Raw genomic sequence first — 20,490 nt, 5'->3', positions numbered from 1 at the left:
TGTCACGCCGGAGATGCTCGCGGGACCTCTCCAGGGGATGTACGACCCCAGCGGTCCGGGGCGCCTGCCGTTCGGGTTCTTCGCCGCGATGGCGGAGACCGAGCGCGAGAACATCCGCGAAGCCGCCCTCGAAGGACCGGTGCGGCCGACCCTCCGTCGGGGCACTCGCCGAACACGAGAAAACCCAGGCGCACCCGGAGGCCGACGAGGCGGTGCACGCCGACTTCGCCGCCCTTCAACAGCGTGACCACAGCCCAGAGTAGCTACTCAGCGCTACACCCCATCTGGCCGTAGCTGTACGAGAACAGGGCTTGCCCTGGATTCTGTACCTACTAGTATGTACAGTCGATTCATGAGCACTCCTGAGCGGCTGATCGAGGCCACCCGCGAGCTGCTGTGGGAACGCGGCTATGTGGGCACCAGTCCGAAGGCGATCCAGCAGCAGGCGGGCGCCGGCCAGGGCAGCATGTACCACCACTTCACGGGCAAGTCCGATCTGGCACTGGCGGCTGTCCGGCGTACGGCCGAGGAGCTGCGCGCGAGTGCGGAGGTCACGCTGGGCGGCGACGGAACGGCGTACGAGCGGATCAGCGGGTATCTGCTGCGTGAGCGCGATGTGCTGCGCGGCTGCCCGGTGGGCCGCCTCACGATGGACCCGGACATCATCGCGGACGACGAGCTGCGCGCACCGGTCGACGAGACGCTCGACTGGCTACGCGGCCGGCTCGCCGCGATCGTGCAGGAGGGGCAGAAGCGGGGCGAGTTGAGCCCGGCACTCGTGCCCGCCGACATCGCGGCGACGGTCGTCGCGACCGTGCAGGGCGGCTATGTGCTGGCCCGGGCTTCCGGCTCGACGGCCCCGTTCGACGCCGGCGTCCGGGGGCTGCTCGCGCTGCTCACCCCGCATCTTCGTGACGCGTCCCGCCGTCGTCCGGGCGGCTGAGGTCGCCGACGCCGAGTACCAAGGCGGCAGCGCCCCGGCCCGCCCGTCCACGCGTCCACGCGTCCGCCCGCCCGTCCAGGCTGAGGAGCACCTGTGCATGCCATGCAGTACGAGATCACCCTAGTCAACTGGACAATACTGCATAACTCTCGGAGACGTGGCTGACCTGCGGACACAGGAAAGCCCCGACTGTCGCCAACGGGGGTAGACGAGAACAGTCGGGGCTTCCTGGCCCATCACCACCGCCGGCGATGGGGGCCTTAGCGAGCGGACAGGGAGCAGAACCGACCTCACCGGACTGCCACCCTGCCCGCCCCTTCCGTGCGCCAGTCGAGACGAGGTGACCGGCGCACGGGCCTATGGGGCGTCGCGCTGCCCGGGGGCGTCCTCCCCCGACCGCACGACGAACGCGAAGCCGGTGACGATACGTCGGAATCCGCGGTGATTACTGACGCCAGCGTGGCTCATGAGCTCCACGTCGACTGCCTTGTCATCCGTCGTCGACGGCGTGGCCGTCCAAGAGCACGAGAGGCACTCGGCTTCGAAGGTGACATCAGTGTCCGGGTGCCGCGCGATTCGGTGCGTCACGCTGCGGATGACCGTTCGGGGACTCACTGACGCCTCCCGTGAGGATGGCGGCTGATCTCGACTGCCAGGTCCACCGCATGCGACGGGTCGTATGCAGGACTTCCGGCCTCCATTGCCTGGCCCCATTGCTTCCGCAGGGCCGCGCACACGTCGCACCCCGGGACGGGGATGGGCGGCTCGCTTGCCGGCTCCGTTAGGTGAACCGGCGGCATCATCGTCTTCGCGCTGAGAGTCATCTCCGCCTCGTCTCGTCGTCCTCGTGACGACGCTACGAAGCAGCCGCGCCCGGCTTCTACGAAGTTCTACAGAATTGCACGCAAGTCAGCCGAGTGAGTCAATCGCGGCAGTGATGCGCGCCCTTGCCGCAGACCCGTACACGGCCAGCTCAGCCATTTCTGCGAAGGCGCCGACGTACTGCGCGACTTCGTTCGGCGCCGTAACCGTGACGGCAGCCGTCAGGAGCTCCACGTGCACTCTGTCCTCGTCGAAAATGTTGAACGTCTCCAGCGTCCACATCTTCCGCGGCGTGCCAGCGGGGATGATCCCGATGGACACCGCAGGAAAGGCCATGGAGGCCAGGAGGTAGCCCAGTTGCCCCGCCATTGCCTCCGTACCGCCCACGACGTGCCGGAGGACCGACTCCTCCAGTAGGAAGGCGAATCGGTGGTCACCCTCCCTGATCACTCGCGACCGTGCGAGGCGGGCAGCGACTGCCTCCCCGACGTCGTCCGGAGTGCCGTGGAAGTCCGTCACGTTGGATAGCAGCGCAGTTGCGTACTCGTCCGTCTGGAGCAGTCCGGGGACAACGCTGGAGCAGTACACGCGGAACACGCGTGTGCGCTCATACAGCGGGACGCGGGACTCCTGCAGCCGACGCAGGCCGGAGCGCTGGAGCCGTCGCCACTGGACGTACATCGACTCTGCAGTCCGGCTGGCAGCGATCAAGTCCGCAGCCTGATCCACGGCGTTGCACGTGTGGCACCACGTGCGGATGTCCGCGTCCGACGGCGGGGTCTTGGCGTTCTCCAGCCGTGACACCTTCGACGGCTGCCAGCCCGCTTGCGCGGCCAGCTCCCGCCCCGTCAGCCCAGCATCGAGCCGCAAGTCCCGCAGGCGCGAAGCGAGCGCGTGACGGGCGGCCTGGACGCTGGACGACGGGAGCGGAGGCATGATCGGGCGCTAGACCTCGTAGTCCTCGTGCGGGACAGCGCGGTCCCACACGGCTTCGAAGGCGTCGACGCACTGCTTCACGACGTCGGGAGAATCCTCCAGCTCGTGCCCGACGAAGGCGCCTACGCCGGAGAACAGTCCGAACCTGATCAGCCGCTCGTCAAAGATCCACAGATCGTTGCCGGGCAGCATCAAGCCCGACGCCAAGCGTCGCGGCAACCAACGGACGTGCTCGCCGGCCGCAATGTTCTGCGCCGTACACGCATGCTCGTACCGGATGTAGTCGGTTACGGGCTCTGATACGACGCGGGCACGGCGCACAGAGGCACCGCGCCCCACCGCTTCGGCAACGACCTCATGGAAGCCGTTCCACCACGTCGACCGGTCCTCCAGGTCGTAGCGGTGTCCCGACTTCCACGCCGCGAAGTCCGCGTCTTCATCCGCCACCCCGTAGACGTCTCGCATCTCCAGGTGCACGGCAGAGCGCTGGCAGTCCGCCAGCAACTCAGCGAAGGGCGGAACCTTCTGCGGCATCGCACGCCTCCCTAAGGACAGCCGCCATACGGACGGGCAGACGAAGGACAGTCTCCGTGTCCGGGATGGGCCCCGTTGCCAGGCACTCTTCGTGCGTGGCCTCGTCGGCCTTCCAGCCCTGGATCACGAACTCCTGCTTTTCCTCGTCGACCCACACCGTCGGGCAGTTGTCGCCATTCGTGTTCGGGTCCTTTGCGATGAACCGTAACGTCACGATGCCTCCCATGGTCGCGCAGGTTGCGCAATGTTCTACGAGCGTCACCTCATGGGGGGAGGCTCGTCAAGGGTGCCCGGCGTCAGAGCCGCTCGTAGCCCGTGGCGCGGCGGAACAGTCGGCCGTGCCACGGGGTGCAGAACCGCTTCACTCGTCCCGGACCGGGAGTCTGCACGACGTCGGCGCCGCACTGCAGGCACTTCATAGGCTCGCTCTTGGCTGAGTTGACGGCGTTCATGGTTCCTCCTGAAAGTCGAAAGCCCCGCGTCCATGTCGGATCGCGGGGCGGGGTCGGTGCGTGCGTAGGGCCGCCTCCCCTGTCGGGAAGCGGTCCCGGAGTGTGCGTCAGGTGTTGCGTCAGACCCACCTTCCTGTGTCGATGGCCGAAGCCGTGGAGTCGTCGTGCATCACGATCTCCGTGCGCACGATGTCTGTGATCTCGCGGTCTCCGACGTAGACGCGCACGTCGGCGTGGACCTGCGTCGGTCCGCCACCTCTTCCCGCGCTTGCGCGCAGGGTGTCCCACTGGGAGGAGGTGAAGACCGGCTCAGGCTTGCCGGTCCCGTTGGCGACGAGAGAGAGCCCCGTCGGGAGCATGCCGCCTTCGTCGTACCAGTGCGGAGACCGCGCCAACCACTTCGAGTACGCCGCTGCCGGCGAACCGTAGTCGGGGCGATCCTTGATGTACTGCAGCCCCCAACGGATCTGTGTCGCCGGATTCTTGCGCCAGTCAGAGCCAGCAGAGCGCATCTTCTCCGCGGGGAGAGCCTGCGGAATGCCGTAGGCGCCTGACGTCGGGTTGAGTGCGTTCCAGCGCCACCCGCTCTCGCCCATCCACAGCTTCTTCAGCGGCCCGAATTGCGAGGGGCCCCAGCCGTAGTTACCGAGGATGTTCTTCGCGTAGGTCTGGGCTGCGCCCGCTGCCTTTGCGTTGAATGCGACGCCACCGCCACCCGTCAGGTACTGCATCGGGTCGACGGCTTGGCCGTTTCGTCGCGCCTCCAGGTGGAGGTGCGGACCAGTGGTGTTGCCCGTCGCGCCCACACGGCCGATGGTGGCGCCCTGCTTGACCGTCTTACCGACCGATGCCGCCATGGACGACATGTGCGCGTACAGCGAGGACAATCCCCCGCCGTGGTTGATCGACACGTGGTTGCCGTAGGGGCCTCCACCCGTCGCCTGACTCACCCGCCCGTCAGCCACGGCCTTGATGATGGCGCCAGTAGCTGCCGGGAAGTCGAGTCCCGTATGACGTCCGGAGCTCCACATCGAGCCCTTCTTACCGAACGGGGTGCCGTAGGGCGCGTTGACGGGCTTGATCCAGGAGCCTCCGCCATCGCCTCCGCCGAATCCGATCAGATCGAGTGCCCGGTCCTTCAGGGACTTCAGCATGTCGATTGGCATTTTGGCTATTTCCTTGGACCATGGATTCGACATGGTGGACTTCAACTGGCCCTTGATGAAGCCAGTTGCTTTGTCGAATACCTTCGTCGGGTCCAGGAAGTCAGAGGCACCGTTGATGAAGTTACCAACGTCGTTCCCACGGTCCTTGAACCACCCGACTACGCCGCCGTCCTTGAAGGCCGGCATTCCCGCAGAGATAGCACGCTGAACGCCGCTGATTCCGCCTGAGCGGGCAGCAGCATTCCACTCGTTGATCTTGTCCGCACCAACTGCTCGCGTCCACTCCGGTCGCATGATTGCTTCGCCACCGCCAACGGCAATGAGCCGGTCATCTCGTCCCGGGGAATACCCGGACATGATGCCGCCCGTAGCGAACTTGTCCAGGTTCAGCGGTTTCAACTGCTTGGCACCGGTGATGTCCGCAACCTTGTTCCAGAGCGGGACAATTCCTCCGTTGTACACGTACTTGAGGATGAACCTAACAGGCTCCTTGGCGATACCTTGGATCTGATCCCACGCCTTCTTGATGGCTTTCCTGCCATCCTCGAAGGAATCACTGACGACCTGTACGGCCTTCTTGATGTTGTCGAATGCTGGCTTGATGGCCTTGTTGTACAGCCATCCCGCCTTGTCGCCAATCCAGCCGAAAACAGGGCGCAGGACTTTATCCCAAAGCCATTCAGCTGCGTCGCCCAGTGCGTCGAAAGTTTTCTTCGATTCCCCGAGGGCTGGCTTTATGGCCTTGTCGTAGAGCCACTTCGCCTTTTCGGCGATCCATCCGAAGGTGGGAGAGAGAACCTTTTCCCAGAGCCACATCGCCACGTCGCCGATAGCGCGGAATGCCGGTCCGAGGGCGTTATCCCACAGCCACATTCCGACCTTGCCGAGAGCCTGAATGGCCAGGTAGGCGGGCAGAAGGACGATCGTCACGAGGGCCGTGAAAAGCAGCCGGGCCGCCTCGCCAATGAACCGGAAGGCTGGCCCGAGGGCGGTATCCCAGAGCCATATCGCCGCGTCGCCCGCTGCTTTTAGACCCGTCCAGATTCCCGAAAACACGGGCTTCAGGATGTTGGTCCAAACCCAGGAAATTGACGTTCCGATGGCGTCCACCGTCGTATCGACGGCGATTCGGAACCAGTCCCAATTGTTGCAGGCGTAGATGACTGCCGCGACTAGCAGCCCGACCACGATGACGATTGCCCGAATGATCGGTACAATCCCCGTCGCGTTGAGCGCTACAGCCCATCCGGACGTCGCAATAGTGGCGACGATCATTACGGCCTGATAGATCCCCATGGCCACCGCAAAGGCCGCCATACCGACCGTGATTGCCTTGTTCACCGCCCACAGCGCCCATAGCGTCTGGACGAATCCGGGAACGTTCTTAGCGAGCCACGAAATGGCGTCAAGCGCCGGGCCGAGAACCGCAAACATTGTCTGCGAGAGCGGCGACAGAGCCTTAGAAACGTCAAGCGCGGCGGCGAAGATCTTTCCTAGGAATTCCGCCAGTCCCGGTGAGGTGTCCTTTACGTACTGAAGGAACTTCTCAAAGTCCGGACTGCCCTTAAGGCTCGTCCCCCACTTTGCAAATCGCCCAGTGATGGAATCGGACTTCCGTACGATGCCGTCCATGTGCGGGAGGAAGGCGTCGATGACGCCCGCGATTCCCTTGATCACGTTCCCGAAGGCAGTGCCAAATCCGACAACGGCCGGACGCACGTTCTCCGCCAGATCCTTTTTGAAGCCCTGCCAGAATGGCGTTTTCATCTGCGCCGACGCCTTGTCCATCAGCGTCTGAATTCCAGCTGCCGCCCCGATAACAAGCGGCCTCAGTCCAGGCAGTGAGGCTTTCGCTCCGTCGACGCCTCGCGTGAAGAGCGGAAGGACGTGTGGCTGAAGCGACTTCTGCCACGAGTCAAACGCGGATTTGATGCCCTTCGGGCCGGCGATGGAGTCGTACAGATCGCGCTGTGCCGGGGAGAGCTTCGCAAGTGCCTTTCGATACTCGTCCTGCTTCGTAATCGCCTTCGACGTGGTGTCGATGCCGGACAGGCGAGCCGATGCGAGACCCCGCTCCGCGGACTCGATGGACTCCGCGGCTGAGATCTGCGCGTCGGCGACCCCCCGGACAGCGTCCGCCACGCCACGCTGAGCGTCGGCCACGGACTGAGCGGACTCACGCTGCGCACGAGCGGCCTTCGACTGCGCGTCAGCCACCGCGATAGCCCCGTCACGGACTGCCCGCTGCGCATCGGCCACGGCTTCGAGCTGATCGCGGACACCACGCTGAGCGTCGGCTACACGGTCGACGGCCGTCTTGACGGCGTCGCTGCCCTCCACGCCCGCCTTGCGCTGCTGACGCGAGTCCTTCAGCAGCTCCAGGTGACTCTTTCGCTGCTCCTTGGAATTCTGCTTCGCCCGATCGAGAGCCAGCTGTGCGGCCTCGACCTGGAGCTGAGTTGCCTTCCCGACTTCCGCGTCCGCGAGGGTGCGGTTCAGATCCTCTTGCGCTTGCTTGACGCGGAGAGTCGCCTCCCGCTGGTCAAGGCCACTGTTCGTGATCTGGTCGTTCAGGTCCTTCAGCTGCTGCGCGGCGTCCGCACGTGCGCGGGTGAGCTCTTCCTGTGCGTCCTGAGCGCGATCGTTTGCGTCAGTCAGCGTCTCTTGCGCGCCACGCAGCTGACGGTGGGCTGCGGCGAGACCTTCCTCCGCGCGACGGATGTCGTCAGCAGACTGGCGCCTCTGGTCGGCAGCACGCTGAACAGCCTGCGCGACGGCTCGTTCCGCGTCCTCCACCCCGCGGTTAGCCTGCGCGATGGAGCGCGCGGCGTTGCGGTGAGCGGAGGCGAGTGACGCCTGAGCGCCGGCCATCTGAAGGGCACGCTGTGCGCCCTGCGTGGTGGCAGCTGCGCCCCGGGCGGATGCTTGCGCTGCGTCGTCCTCGGCGGCCGTCTTGAGCTTCAGAGCGTGTCTGAGATCGGGTTACGGGGTGATTTTCCGTAGTGGTCGGGGTCCTTGGCGGGTGGCGGGTCGGCCTCGGGTGAGTCGGCGGAGTATCAGGTCGGTCATGGCCCAGCGGATCATGGTTTCGGAGTGGGCCGGGTTGCGTTCGTAGTCGCAGGCCAGGCGGCGGCGTGTGGTGATCCAGGCGAACGTGCGCTCCACCGCCCAGCGCTTCGGCTGGACCTTGAAGCCGCGCTGTCCGGGGTCCTTGCGGACGATCTCCAGCGTGCGGTGCAAGACGGCAGAGGACCACTCGACGAGTCGGCCGGCGAAGCCCTGGTCGGCCCAGATCTTCTCGATGGTTGGGTGGTCCAGGCGGGTCCACAGCAGGGAGCGCTTGGCTCCGTCGCGGTCCTGGACGCTTGCGGCCAGCACGTGCACGGCCAGGAGGAGGCCGAGGGTGTCGGTGACGATGAACCGTTTGCGGCCCTTGGTCTTCTTGCCCGCGTCGAAGCCGCTGGTGGACTTCGGCACCGTGTCGGCCGCCCGCACGGACTGCGAGTCGACCAGGCCCGCGGACGGCTCAGCGGAACGGCCGTCGGCCTCGCGGACCTTGACCCGCAGCGCGTCGTGGACGCGCTCCACGGTGCCGTCGTCGTGCCACCAGGTGAAGTACCAGTACACCGTCTGGAAGGGCGGGAAATCCTTGGGCAGATACCGCCACTGGCACCCGGTCCGCGCCAAGTACAAGATCGCGTCCACGATCCGCCGACGCGGGTGCTTCTCCCGCCGCCCGCCCTTGCGACCCGTCCTTGGAGCAGGCAGCAACGGCTCAATCAACGCCCACTGTTCATCCGTCAGATCAGACGGGTAACCATCCCCAGCAGCACTCACACACCACTCAACGAGTCACCCATACAGCCGATACGGCGGATCTCAGACACGCTCTCAGGACTTCCGTCACGCCCTTGATGGCGGGAACAGCAGCCAGTGCGAGAGCACCCACGCCGGCACCCGCAGTGGCAGCCATGGAGACAACAGCTCCAAGTCCTGCGGCCAGGACCGGGCCTAGCGGGATAGCCGTCAGTGCAACCATTTGGACGCCCAGACTCATGAGTGCGGACCGGGCGCCGGACGTGTCGACGTCGACCCTCACGCGAGGCTCCGCGGCGTCGACGGCCGCTATCTCCGCCCTGACCTGCGCCAGTGCGGCCCGCGCGGTAGCGGTGTCCGCGCGAACTGTGACGTTCGCGTGGGACGCTCCGAGGCGCTGAAGCTCCGCGTCGATACGGGCTATCTCCGCCTGCGCGGACCCCGCGTCGATGTCGATGCCGATCGTCTTCCCAGCAAGGGTCTCCATGCGGACGCGCAGCGCCTGGAGATCGGCGTCAGCTTCGGAAGTGTCGGCGTCGATGTTGATTTTCGGGAGAGCCCGGAATGCCGCCTCCAGGCGCGTCCTCAACGACCTGGCAAACGCTCCGCCAGTGTCGTTACCCTGCCTCGTTGCAGCCCGTTGAGCGGCGTTCCCGCCCTGGTTGATCGCGTTGGGGATCGCAACAACAATGTGGCGGGAGATAGCGTCACCCAAACGCCGTCCGGCCTCTTCGCCAACACGGTCCGCGGAAGGCAAAACGATTGCCTTCAGCTTGTTGTGGAAGTTGAGCGCTACGGGAACGACGTCAACGGCTGCGCCACCGACGATATCCAGATCAGGCATCGCACCTCCCGAGCAGAGGTCCGATATCCGATGGCTCGTTGCGACCGTCGAGAAGTCGCTTCAATCCGCCAAGTGCCTGTAGTGCGTCGGCCACTTCGGGAGACGCCTCCGCCTCCGCCAGCGTCATCCGAATCCACTCGAAGTCTGCGCAGGCGTCTCCGCAGTAGCGGGCCGGCAATGCAACGCCGGCAATCAGGACGAGTTCAGGAAAGAAGGGGCACCCTTCCCTCTCGCACTCGTCGTCAGTAGGTCTCATGAATGCCTCCAGGGCATGAGAAAGGGCCCGCAGCTCGTCAGCTGGGGCCCTTTCAGGTGTCTATTGGGTCTGCGTTGCCGCTCTTCCACGGCAGGCCGTTAGGCGTCCGCGTAGCGAACCCTGCGTGCCGGGATGGGTGCGCTTGTCGAGTAGAGCCGCTAGACGCAGCAATTCGCGCGCCTCGTCGGCGTTCTCGTGGAGCAGTGCATTCTTCGCGCGCGCCTCCCAGACGACGCACACGTGACTGCAGTGGTCCCGTCTGCGACGTTGACCGTCCGGCAACTCCCGCCACCCGCGGGGAAGAGGGCAGCCGTTACGACGGCAGAGACTTGAATTCACGGGCTCCTCCTAGTGTCTCGTGATTCTGTTCATGTCAGTTCGAGTTGTTATTGACGAGTTTCTTCACGTTGGTCGCGACGAGTCGGACCTTCGCGAGGACCTCGCCGGAGGTCGCGGTCCAGGTGAACGGTTTCGCTGTCGTGTTCCAGGAGTTGATGTAGTCGCGGATCTGTTTGATCAGGACGTTGACGCTGGAGAACGTGCCGCGGCGGATGGATTGCCGGGTGAGGATTCCGAACCAGATCTCGATCTGGTTCAGCCACGAAGAACCGACGGGAGTGAAATGGAAGTGGACTTGCCGGTTCTTGACCAGCCACTCCTTGACCTCGGGTGTGGTGTGCGTCGAGAGGTTGTCCAGGACGACATGGATGTCCTTCCCGGCGTACGGTTTCACCGCCTTCTTCAAGAAGGCCAGGAAATCCTTGCCGTTCCGGGTCGGCCTGCACTCGCCGAGCACTTCACCGGTGGTCACGTTCAGGGCGGCGAACAGGTTCGTGGTGCCGTGCCGGACGTAGTCGGCGGTGCGCTGCTCGCTCGCCGCGAAGGCGACCGGCAGCACCGGCTGGGTCCGGTCCAGAGCCTGGATCTGCGTCTTCTCGTCGATCGAGAGGACCACCGCGCCACCCGGCGGAGCCAGATACAGGCCGATCACATCGGCCACTTTCTCCGCGAACGCGGGGTCTTTGGAAATCTTGAAGGTACCCAACCGGTGCGGCTTCAGGCTCTCCTCCCGCCAGACGCGCGCAATGTAGTGCCAGGACACGGTGATGTTCTCGGCCCGCTCCAGATACTTCGCCAACTCCCGCGTGGACCAGTGCGAAAGCCCCGTACGGTCCGGCGGCGTCATGCGCGTCAGCGCAATCACCCGGGCCCGCACCCGCGCCGGCACCTGCTCCCGCGCGCCACCAGGACGCTCACCTTCCAGCCCGGCCAGGCCCTGCTCGGCATAGCGGATCTTCCAGCGGTCCACGGTCGGCAGCGACACCCCGAGCAGCTCGGCAATGTCCTTGCGCCGACGCCCCTCACTCGACCACAGCACGATCCGGCCCCGCGTTGCCATGTCCGCAGGAACATCCCGACTGTTCACCAACTCCCGCAACTCGGCGGCCTGTTCCACGGAGAGCTCCACACCAGAAGACCCTGCCATACAAGATCAAGTAACGCTGACGGAATCACGAGACACTAGGTAATGAAATGGCAAAGTCCCGAGCGATTGCCCGGGACTGCAGACTATGAATGTCACGCTTCTGACTCTCTGACCTGCGCGTTCTCTACCGTTACAACGAGCCGGAATGACGCTCCGACCTCCCGCCCTGGCGGCGTTGCGGAGGCCATTCGAGACGTCTCCGGCGTCGAAAGCCCCGCAGAACGGCCCCTGACGGGCCTCTGAGGGGCTCCAGAGTCGACCTCTAACCGCTTGCCGGACCGCGTCGCCCAGCACTCTTACGGTCGGGAAGGTCGGCGGTTGGGGTGCACCGGGTGGGTATCGTCGCAGGTCAAAGTGGGTGCGACGTCAGCCCAGCGTCGGCCGGCTGCCCGGTCCGCACGCGTCCCGCTCCGTCATGCCGATGTCAGCGGCGTAAGTGCGTCGCGCCTCCTGCCATCGTCGCCACGCTGTGATCAATGCGATTGCGTGCATGCCTTGTGTCTCAACGCTCGTCACCTCGTCGGAGCGGAGCCAATCCCACGCGACGCATGGTGCACGCAGCTCGGGCGGGCACGAGTACCGCCCACTGCCACCCTGTGGGGCACCCTGGGCGAGTAGGGCTAGCTGTGCACGCCTGCGTGCGCTCACGCTGCACCACCGGGCAATGCGTGAAGCACACCCGTCGTGGTGTCCACGCTCTCGATGACCCAGCCCAGCGTCTTCAACCCTGCGGGGGACAGGCCAAGATGGTCGGCAAGGTGGCGCGCTTCCTGCGCCAGCCCTGCAGTGACGCGACCCGTCAGCGAGTCGCACACCACGCGCACGTACAGAGCGACGATGGGGACGTAGCTGTCGTTCCACTGCGTCGCCTGCGGGCTTCCCCACAGGTCCGCCCACATGGTCCGCTCCGCCTCCGTCCAGGGGCGCCCTGACGGCATGTCCGGGACGGGAAGATCGCAGCCGGCCAGCGGCAGCACGATCGGGCCTGACGCCATGGATCGTGACTGTCCCCGGTTGGCGCGGCTATGCGGACGGGTGGGGTCTCTGCGCGGTCCAGGGGCAACCATGGCGCCCTCCTTTTGTCTCTCTGATGACAACCGTCTTTCCTTCAGGGGCGGTTGTCGTGTAAGATCCTTTACTGCACCGGGTTTCATCCCGGACGCCACCACGGGCGGACCCATGTGGACGCGAATCCCGGACCGGGATCGCCGCGAAGCTTGCAGTCACACGACCGCAACGGAGTGTGCCCTTTTCCAGGGCCTCCGTCGTGAAGGCGAAGGGTCCGTTTCGATGTCTGTCTCTCTTGTTGACGTTCTTGCTGTGTCTCCGTACGCCTTTGCTGGGGTGCTTGCGGCCGTCGTTCTCGTCGTCTTCGCCCTCTGCGGGACGTTCATCTGGGCACTCCACATCGGTGTCCGTGACGTCAAGGGCGCGGACAGAGCAGCCGTCATTGCCGAAGTGGGCAACGCCCTTAGGGCGTTCGCGTTCTGGCGCAGGAAGTGAAGCCCCCAGCCCCCGCCCCCGCGACACGAGCCGCGGGGGCAAGCTTGGTCATCCCTGGCTGATAGCTGCGATGGCGTCGAGCTCACTTGCTCTCCAGGGTGTAGGTGCGGGTGGCGAAGGGGTTGCCCCCGCGGGACGGGATGGGCTTGCGCTCGGGACGCTTACCGTCCTCGTCGATGCCCTGCCTCTCGCGATACAGGGCCGCGCCGGCGCCTACCGTGCCCCTCGCGTTCCCGCTTCCGACGTCGCCGCCCCGCGGTCCACCCACACGGGGCGGCAGGGCAGGCGGCGGCGCGGGGGTGCCCCACGCTTCGACGAACGCCTCCGCGTCCGCGCTCAGTTCGTCGGGAGTCTCGCCGCGCAGACGAGCGCAAAGCTCTGGCGTCAGCCCGTGCGGTTCGCCTGCGGAAAGCTGCTCGGGGGTTGCTTCTGCCATGTCGATGGCCTCTCTACTTCAGTCGAATGTCTGGGGTGCGCTCGAATCCGGTTCGCTTCGGTGCAGAGGGCTCGGGAACGTGTGTCACGCGGGGGGTGTAGTCAATGACTGAGTCATCGGGGACGCCGACGTCGACGACGTCCTCCGCCTCCAACTCGTCGAAGCTCCGCGGGATCCACGCGGTGCCAAGGTTGGCGATGTAGATCACGTACGCCACGTCGTAGTGTCCCGACGTCATCGCGCGGAGGATGTCCCCCGGAACGCCGTCACGCTGAAGTCCGGCCACCTCGAAGTGGCCAGCCTCGCGCAGATTCTGGAGTCGCTGCCCCTCCCCCAAGGGCTTCAGAATGTCGAACTGCGCGGCCCTGATGTTGCGGAAGGTGCCGAGCATCGACGTCAGCAGCCGCCACGCCTCCGGAGCCTTGCCTCCGACTTCGATGGCCCGCTCCGCAGAGCGTGCGTCCTTCAGGTCGACGGCAGCGCGCTTGACATCAGCCAGGAAGTCCGCGAGACGCTTCCCTAGCGCTTCGAGCGCCAGCTCCGCGCCGTCCGTGGTCTTCAGGTATTCCAGGTGGTACCGGAGACTGTCCGCTGCCGTACGGAGCGCCAGAGCCTCCGACTCCCCCTCCAGCGCGTCCCGGTAGGCGTCAGCCGCGCGCTTCCCGATGTCGCTGGGGAACTCACCGCCGGCGCGCACCGCCGTTACCGCATCGTCGACGACCTTCCGCCGCGCCAGGTCGGGACTCAGAACGTCGCCCAGTGCCCGCCGGCGCGCCTCCAACTTGCGGAGCTGCGTCTCCGCGTGGACGACGTCGGTCACCTTCGCCCACGCTGCGCGGTATTCGGGATTGGAGTGGTCTCGCATTGGTTGCCTCTCGGGTTTCGGGCATGAAGAAGGCCCCTGCCACGTCGGCAAGGGCCTGAAGGGAAAAGCTCTGTACGGTTGTCAGGCGGCCTTCCATTGGGGCAGCGTCTCAAAGTACGCAGCGCGCTCAATTCGTTGCTCTCGCTTGCGCTGAAGAACGTCCTCAGCCTGCGCCTCGTACCGCTTCCGCTCGGCCGCGTTCAGGCACGATCTACAAGCGCGCTTTAGACCGTCGCTGCACATAGCGTCCCTGTGATACCAGACCACTGTCCGCGGCAGCACCCGACGGCATTTGCGGCAGGGGCGGACTGGCCGTGATTCGACGTCGCGCATGGCGCTTGCTCCTTATCCTGGCTTCCTGTCTGTTGACGTCACGAAAAAAGCGCCGCCCCGAAGGGCAGCGCTTGAAGATTGAAGCCCCGCGACGGAGCGCGTCACCGGAGTGCACGGAGGAGAGTACGCAGACTCAACGGGACGGCTCCACGTCGCGGGGCTATGCGCCAGGCCCGGAGAGGTAGCGGGCGGCGCAGCTAACGAAGGGAGGAGGAGCCGCGCAAATCGTCGGCTCCGTCAAACTGCCTTCGATAGGGTTATGTGGGGGCGAAGACGCGAAATCGAGAAGATGCGGCTTTTGCGCCCCATCCTGTTATAGAACCGTCATGTTCATCTTGCGATGCGAGACACGCCAGCGCGCCGGGCTTCCCCACAAGCGACATTCACCCACTTCGACGAGCCGCCTCCGCACTCTCCGTAACCGGCGGACGTTAGCAGACGGCCGAAGCCCGTGAAGGCCCTTCCAGGGGCCTAGAATCCATCTGGGCACCCGAGAGACCCGAACGCGCCTCCAGCGTGCGAGAACGGCGCTCAGTGGCCGTCTCGGGCCTCTCCTCGTCGACACCCCTCCGCAGCCTCCGCGCGGGGCCTCTTCGACATCGACGGACCAGCGGGAGCCAAACCGACAAACTGAGCCCCTATTTTCAGCTCTTCTTAACGTGTTTAGAGAGAAGTTGAGATGGGGGTCTAAGGCTTGTCCCGTAAACGATCTTGGGTGGGTGCGGGCGTGGCTGGTGGCCGGTCCGGCCGCCCGCCTATCCGGCGAGGTTGAGGTTGTGGAGGCGGGCGATTCCGAGCATGGCGTGGTGGACGCCATCGCCCTTGAGGCGGCAGTCGCGGAGGATCTTCCAGGTCTTCATGCGGGCAAAAACGTGCTCCACGCGGGCGCGAACCTGTTTGTGGGACTTGTTGTGGGCCTGCTTCCAGTCAGGCAGTTCTTCACCTTTGCGCCGACGGTGTGGCATGACGAGTCCGGTGCCCGGATAGCCGCCGTCGGCGATCGTCATGGCCTTGCCGACGGCGGCCTTCGCGCCGGACTCCTCCCACGCCCTGCAGTCGTTGCGGTTGCCGGGCAAGGGCCGGCCGACCACGACGACCAGGCGGGTATCGGCGTCGATGACGACCTGGTGGTTCGTGGAGTACCGGTAGTTCTTGGACTGCTCGGCGATGCTGTGGTCGCGGGTGGGCACCAGGGTGCCGTCCACGATGAGCACGGTGTCCTTGCGGAACCGTTTGCGGGGCTGGAGCGCCAGCGACGGGCCGAGGTGGTCGATGATGCGGTCCGCCGCGGACTTCGATACACCGAAGAGCGGAGCGAGTTGGCGCATTGTCAGGTTCGTGCGCCAGTAGGCCGCGACGAGCAGAACCCGGTCCTCCAGCGGAAGTCCCCACGGGCGGCCCTTACGGACCGGATCTGCACCTTCGCGGCGCAGTGCGGTCACCAACCTGCCGAAGGAACGCGGGCTCAGCCCGGTGAACGGGGCTATCCAGGACGGCTCCGACGCCGTGATCACACCAGACACCCGAAGATCATCTCACCCGTGACCAGCAGTTACGGGACAAGTCTTAGGGCTTGCAGGGAATCAAGGTGTTGCTTCCCGCCCTGAGGCTCGTTGGTGTGGTATGCGCATCCCGGATGAGACTCGTGACCAACTCGCCGTGAAGTTCGCGGTGTTGCTCCCGCAGCTGGACGAGCGGCAGCGGCGGTTGTTGATGGCTGCGGAGGCCCGGGGCCTGGGGCACGGCGGTGTCCGGGCGGTGGCACAGGCCGCTGCGGTCAGCGAGACGACGGTCCGCAAGGGCGTGTTCGAGCTGGAGGCGGGTGAGGAGCCTCTGGGGCGGGTGCGGCGGCCAGGCGGGGGCCGCAAGCGGGTCGCGGATCTGAATCCAGGGCTGCGGCCGGCACTGTTGGCGCTGGTTGAGCCGGATGTGCGGGGTGACCCGATGTCGCCGCTGCGGTGGACGGTGAAGTCCACCCGCACGCTTGCGCGGGAGCTGACCCGAGCCGGGCACCGCGTCAGTGCCGACACCGTCGCCAACCTGCTGCGGGAGGAGGGGCTCAGCCTGCAGGCCAATGCCAAGACAATCGAGGGCAGCCAGCACCCGGACCGGGATGCCCAGTTCCGCTATCTCAACGAGCAGGCCCGCGAGCACCGGGACGCCGGCCAGCCGGTCATCAGCGTGGATACCAAGAAGAAAGAGCTCGTCGGCGAGTTCAAGAACAACGGCCGCCAGTGGCGGCCGTCGGGTGAGCCGGTGCCGGTGAACGTGCATGACTTCGCCGACCCGCAGCTGGGCAAGGCCGTCCCCTACGGGATCTACGATCTGGCGGCGGACACCGGCTGGGTCAACGTCGGCACCGATCACGACACCGCCGCGTTCGCGGTCGAGTCGATCCGCCGCTGGTGGCACGGCCAGGGCCGGGCTGCCTACCCGCAGGCGGCACGACTGCTGATCACCGCTGACGCGGGCGGCTCCAACGGCTACCGCACCCGAGCCTGGAAACTGCAACTGGCCCGGCTCGCTGCCGAAACGGGACTGACCATCACCGTGTGTCATCTGCCGCCGGGCACATCGAAGTGGAACAAGATCGAACACCGGCTCTTCTCGCACATCACCATGAACTGGCGCGGCCGCCCGCTGACCAGCCACGAAGTCATCGTCCAGTCCATCGCTGCGACCACCACCCGCACCGGGCTGCGCGTGAGAGCCGCACTCGACACCAACACCTATCCCACCGGAGTCCGCATCGGTGACGCCCAGATGGCGGCACTGCCGCTGACCCGGCACGCATTCCATGGCGACTGGAACTATGCCCTGCACCCGCAGCCCTGCCCTGCCGTCCCGGCGGCCCGGGCTCCGCAGGCACCGGCCCCGCAGTGGGAGCAGGCCCTGCTGTCCGATCCCGCCCTGACCGGCATGTCCCGGCAACAACTGGACGCCCTCACAGGAACCTTGGCCCCCGACGGCGATGCCCGGCGCGGCCGTCCGCCCCGGCTCGCCTTCCCCGAACAGGTCCTGGCCACCGTGCTCCATCTGCGGGTCGCCCTGGCCGCGGAACCTCTCGCCGTACTATTCGGCAGCAGCCGCACCGCGATGCACCGCACCCTCCTGAAGAACAGGAGACTGCTCGAGGCACACGGCATCGTCATCCCACCCGCGACGACACCACCCGTCGTCCTCGCGGCCCTCCGAGCTCGGGTCCTCGCCCAAACCGGCGAGCCCAGCAACAAGATCAAGACGACGTGTTAATGATCTGCAAGCCCTTAGTTTGACCAAACGGACATCATCGCAGGTCAGGGGGCGACAAACTTCAAGGCCGTTTGACCAGTCTGACCCACCCTTACATGGTGCGTATCGCCCGAATGGGGCAATAGGCGCGGAGGAGGATCGTCCGCTTCACGACGACAGCCCCGAGCGAGTGCCAAACTGACGCGCCCGACGACGACGCCAGGAACGCCGAAGGCTCGCTACCCAGAGAGGGCAGCGAGCCTTTCGTTACAGCGAGTGAGCTACGCGGCAGCGAGGATCCGGCTCGTCGACGTCGCGTGCGCCGTCACCGCGCAGCCGGAGCACATCAGCGCCCAACCCCCGTCGACCGCGAGAGGCTCCGTCGGCTCGTCCTCGAAGCACCATGCACACCCTGCCGACTCTCCGCGGCAGTCGACGCAGAACACCTCTCCGCACTCGTTGCGAGCCGTGGCGATTGTCTGCACCTGCGCGCAGGCATCGCACGCGGCCGTCAGGTGGACGCTCTGCGGTGCGACGACGGGAACGCCGTAGGCGTGCGCCTCCGCCTCCAGGACGGCCGCGTACGGGTCCATGGGGGCGGGCTGCTCGTCCTCCAGCGACGGCCCGTAGACGACGACTGCAGCGAACTGCCTGACGTCGAAGTGGTCATGCGTGGCAACGACGGTCGGCCGGCAGAGCTGATCCGTGACGTCGAAGGCGAAGGCGTAGAGATCCGAACGCTCCGCGTCGCTCTGGCAGGCGCCGACGATGAGGACGGGGCCCGTGTTCGTCGTCGGCCTCTCCGCGCACCCGACGTGAGCGAACACCTGGCAGCCGTCGACCGTGCCGACGGGGACCATCGCGCCGTCCTCCCCTTCGCAGACGACGCAGGCAATGCCGTCAAGCTGCGCAGGGGTGAGGGTGAGGATGTCGACGCCGGGGATGGTGATGGTTGCGTACACTGGAGTCTCCTCATGTAGGACACAACCCCGCTCTTCCGCCAAGTTGACGCGGGGTTGTGCTGTTCCCGGGAAGGAACCCCGGGGTGTGTCCACACCTTACGCGCAACTCCGAGGGTGTGTCCACACCTCTGCTACGGTCGTCTCATGCCCAACCAGCCGAAGACGCCTGCCAGCCGCTTCCGCATCGACGCCGAACTATGGAGCGCGTTCGGTGAAGCCGTCCCCGACGACACCGACCGCTCCGACGTCCTACGGCGGTTCGTGGCGTACTACTGCCGGCGTCCCGGCGTGAAGCTCCCAGAGCGACCGTCGGCAGGGCCGTGGAGTACGCCACCAGCCGAGTGAAGCAGCACAGCAGAACGGCCCCCGTCGATGCTATGGGGGCCGTTCTGCTGTTCAGAAGCGTCACTGCGGGGCTGGCTCCGCCCACTTGATCAGGCAGCGCTCGTCCCCGATGAACGGTCGCCCCCGCCCACCGCGCGTGATGGTCACGCGGTCGACCGCAAGGCGAATCAAGTCCCGGCGCAGGTCGTCGTCTGCTGCTTGCCACGCGCCGCTGAGCGTCTCCGGCTCGTCGAAGATGCTCAGATCTACGGGACCGCCGAACTCCGCAACGCGTTCGGAGGCTGCGGCTAGATCCGCCTCCGCCTCCTGGACGAGCCGCGGAAAGAATCGACCCATCGCGCCGTCGTAGACGCCGGCCCTGCGATCCATGGCCAGTTGTTCCAGCGCCCGATCCGCAGCCTTGACAGCCGCCAGCGCTTCCCGGTGCTCTGTCGTCTCCTCCGGCTTCGTCAGGGCCACCCAACGCTCCGCGACGGCCACCATGAGCGGGCTTGCGTCGCCGACCCGCGCGGCAGTAATCGCGGCAAGCCACTCGCCGTAGACGTACTCCTCCAGCAGCGACCGCATTACCGACGCGGGGTTAGGGCATGGTTGCCCCACCGTGTACCTGTAACACCGGTACGACCTCCCGTGGATGGCCGACCCACTGCCCTTGCACCCGTCACATGTCAGCAACCCCGTCAGTAGGTGCTTCGGCTTACGGCTGCGGTATTCCGGAGCGACGACAGAGTGCCCCGCCACCGCCAGACGCGCAGCCTTGACAAGGGCAGGCGGCACCGGCTCCACTCCTTCCGCAAGAACGGACACTCTCTCGCCCCGTCCATTGCGGTAAGCGATTGACCGGCCGCCCTTGACGAGCGTCACCGACTGCCAGCCCTCGTACACCGGGCTCTGAACAATCCGGTGCACTGAGGAGCCAGCCCACTGACCGCCGTTCGCGGCAGGGACCTTGTCAGCGGTCAGGCCCATCGAAATAGTTCGGCCGGACTTCCCCTGTGCCGTCTCCCTGAAGATGCGCAGGATGACCGACCACGTCTTGCCGTGCTTCAGCTTTCGCGTGTCTGGGTCGTCGATCTCGAAACCGTAGGGGGCCGCGCCCAGCCACGCTCCCTCTTCACGCTGCTGCGCCTTAGTGTCGAGAACGCGATGAGAGAGGAGTTCCGAGTATTCCCGGGCCTCCTCCGCCCGGTTGATGATCTGTTTCCGGTCCCTTGGCTCCGCGGAATCCAGGCGCTCGTAGTCGAAGATAAGGCGCTTTCCGGAGTCCAATAGCGGGAGGACCGATCCCGCACCCTTCCGTGAAAACCGGTCCAGGGCGTAGCTCCACAGGGCTGGCACTTCGTCGGCCGCAAGCGCTGAAATCGCCTTGTCGAACTCCGGGCGGGTGGTGTCGCTGTACGCGCTCAAGTTGTCGGACCACACCTTGCGTACGGTGTAGTCGTGTTCCTCCGCCCATCGGCGCCCACGGCTCTCCTGAGCGCGGAACGTCAGCGCCTTGTCCCGTGCTCGTGTGATCTTCGACTTGCGAAGGTAGAGATCAATCTCCTGTGTCATGCGGCC

Annotated in this window: 19 protein-coding genes and 1 pseudogene; 5 read left to right on the top strand and 15 right to left on the bottom strand. The window is 65.9% G+C overall.

Going from position 1 to position 20,490, the window contains the following annotated elements; all coding sequences use genetic code 11:
• Positions 1-10 precede the first annotated feature (10 nt).
• Positions 11-263 (top strand): annotated as a pseudogene (locus OG883_RS35775) (recombinase family protein); the annotation flags it as partial.
• An 89-nt stretch (positions 264-352) separates the two neighbouring features.
• Positions 353-943, top strand: a complete 591-nt coding sequence (locus tag OG883_RS35770) for a TetR/AcrR family transcriptional regulator (protein WP_266550615.1) — start codon at positions 353-355, stop codon at positions 941-943.
• Positions 944-1,852: 909 nt separating this feature from the next.
• On the opposite strand, the gene OG883_RS35765 is transcribed toward OG883_RS35770, so the two are convergent.
• The 10 genes from OG883_RS35765 to OG883_RS35720 all read right to left on the bottom strand — a co-directional run bounded on the left by OG883_RS35765 (position 1,853) and on the right by OG883_RS35720 (position 12,250).
• The gene (locus OG883_RS35765; protein ID WP_266550612.1) at positions 1,853-2,701 is read right to left on the bottom strand and encodes a helix-turn-helix transcriptional regulator; all 849 of its coding nucleotides are present in this window, start codon (positions 2,699-2,701) and stop codon (positions 1,853-1,855) included.
• A 9-nt stretch (positions 2,702-2,710) separates the two neighbouring features.
• Entirely contained in the window at positions 2,711-3,235 is a 525-nt protein-coding gene (locus OG883_RS35760; RefSeq protein ID WP_266550609.1) for a DUF6879 family protein, read from the bottom strand.
• The gene (locus OG883_RS35755) at positions 3,207-3,449 is read right to left on the bottom strand and encodes a hypothetical protein (RefSeq protein ID WP_266553114.1); all 243 of its coding nucleotides are present in this window, start codon (positions 3,447-3,449) and stop codon (positions 3,207-3,209) included. The genes OG883_RS35760 and OG883_RS35755 overlap by 29 nt, the downstream gene beginning before the upstream one ends.
• Positions 3,450-3,531: 82 nt before the next feature.
• A complete protein-coding gene (locus OG883_RS35750; RefSeq protein WP_266550607.1) occupies positions 3,532-3,687 on the bottom strand; it encodes a hypothetical protein in 156 nt (51 codons plus the stop codon).
• A gap of 119 nt (positions 3,688-3,806) precedes the next feature.
• Positions 3,807-7,724, bottom strand: coding sequence for a peptidoglycan DD-metalloendopeptidase family protein (locus tag OG883_RS35745; RefSeq protein WP_266550604.1), 3,918 nt, complete (start codon positions 7,722-7,724; stop codon positions 3,807-3,809).
• A 111-nt stretch (positions 7,725-7,835) separates the two neighbouring features.
• Positions 7,836-8,690, bottom strand: a complete 855-nt coding sequence (locus OG883_RS35740; protein ID WP_266537907.1) for an IS5 family transposase — start codon at positions 8,688-8,690, stop codon at positions 7,836-7,838.
• Between the two features lie 7 nt (positions 8,691-8,697).
• Positions 8,698-9,513 (bottom strand): hypothetical protein, encoded by an 816-nt coding sequence (locus OG883_RS35735; RefSeq protein ID WP_266550602.1) that lies wholly within the window; start codon positions 9,511-9,513, stop codon positions 8,698-8,700.
• Positions 9,506-9,769, bottom strand: a complete 264-nt coding sequence (locus OG883_RS35730) for a hypothetical protein (protein ID WP_266550600.1) — start codon at positions 9,767-9,769, stop codon at positions 9,506-9,508. Before OG883_RS35730 ends, OG883_RS35735 begins: the two co-directional genes overlap by 8 nt.
• Before the next feature lie 373 nt (positions 9,770-10,142).
• Positions 10,143-11,255 (bottom strand): IS630 family transposase, encoded by a 1,113-nt coding sequence (locus OG883_RS35725; RefSeq protein ID WP_266540984.1) that lies wholly within the window; start codon positions 11,253-11,255, stop codon positions 10,143-10,145.
• A gap of 644 nt (positions 11,256-11,899) precedes the next feature.
• On the bottom strand, positions 11,900-12,250 hold the full coding sequence (locus OG883_RS35720; RefSeq protein ID WP_266550597.1) for a hypothetical protein: 351 nt from the start codon (positions 12,248-12,250) through the stop codon (positions 11,900-11,902).
• 295 nt (positions 12,251-12,545) lie between these two features.
• Between OG883_RS35720 and OG883_RS35715 the strand changes: the two genes are divergently transcribed.
• Entirely contained in the window at positions 12,546-12,758 is a 213-nt protein-coding gene (locus OG883_RS35715; RefSeq protein ID WP_266550594.1) for a hypothetical protein, read from the top strand.
• An 82-nt stretch (positions 12,759-12,840) separates the two neighbouring features.
• On the opposite strand, the gene OG883_RS35710 is transcribed toward OG883_RS35715, so the two are convergent.
• From OG883_RS35710 to OG883_RS35700, 3 genes are all read right to left on the bottom strand, one after another.
• On the bottom strand, positions 12,841-13,194 hold the full coding sequence (locus OG883_RS35710) for a hypothetical protein (protein WP_266550591.1): 354 nt from the start codon (positions 13,192-13,194) through the stop codon (positions 12,841-12,843).
• 13 nt (positions 13,195-13,207) lie between these two features.
• The gene (locus OG883_RS35705) at positions 13,208-14,014 is read right to left on the bottom strand and encodes a hypothetical protein (protein ID WP_266550588.1); all 807 of its coding nucleotides are present in this window, start codon (positions 14,012-14,014) and stop codon (positions 13,208-13,210) included.
• 1,133 nt (positions 14,015-15,147) lie between these two features.
• Positions 15,148-15,915, bottom strand: a complete 768-nt coding sequence (locus OG883_RS35700; RefSeq protein ID WP_266534967.1) for a transposase — start codon at positions 15,913-15,915, stop codon at positions 15,148-15,150.
• Positions 15,916-16,015: 100 nt separating this feature from the next.
• Between OG883_RS35700 and OG883_RS35695 the strand changes: the two genes are divergently transcribed.
• Positions 16,016-17,644 (top strand): ISAzo13 family transposase, encoded by a 1,629-nt coding sequence (locus OG883_RS35695; protein WP_266550585.1) that lies wholly within the window; start codon positions 16,016-16,018, stop codon positions 17,642-17,644.
• A gap of 260 nt (positions 17,645-17,904) precedes the next feature.
• Here OG883_RS35695 and OG883_RS35690 read toward each other — a convergent pair whose 3' ends face one another.
• Positions 17,905-18,585, bottom strand: a complete 681-nt coding sequence (locus OG883_RS35690; protein ID WP_266550583.1) for a hypothetical protein — start codon at positions 18,583-18,585, stop codon at positions 17,905-17,907.
• A gap of 144 nt (positions 18,586-18,729) precedes the next feature.
• Between OG883_RS35690 and OG883_RS35685 the strand changes: the two genes are divergently transcribed.
• Positions 18,730-18,930: a hypothetical protein gene (locus OG883_RS35685; RefSeq protein ID WP_266550580.1), complete on the top strand. Its 201-nt coding sequence runs from the start codon at positions 18,730-18,732 to the stop codon at positions 18,928-18,930.
• Positions 18,931-18,990: 60 nt separating this feature from the next.
• On the opposite strand, the gene OG883_RS35680 is transcribed toward OG883_RS35685, so the two are convergent.
• Positions 18,991-20,484 carry a recombinase family protein gene (locus OG883_RS35680; RefSeq protein ID WP_266550577.1) on the bottom strand — a complete coding sequence of 498 codons (1,494 nt, stop codon included), beginning with the start codon at positions 20,482-20,484 and terminating at the stop codon, positions 18,991-18,993.
• Positions 20,485-20,490 lie beyond the last annotated feature (6 nt).

This window comes from Streptomyces sp. NBC_01142, from assembly GCF_026341125.1.
GTDB lineage: Bacteria > Actinomycetota > Actinomycetes > Streptomycetales > Streptomycetaceae > Streptomyces.
Note: the sequence above shows the minus strand (reverse complement) of the source record. Positions and strands in the feature narration are given on the sequence as shown.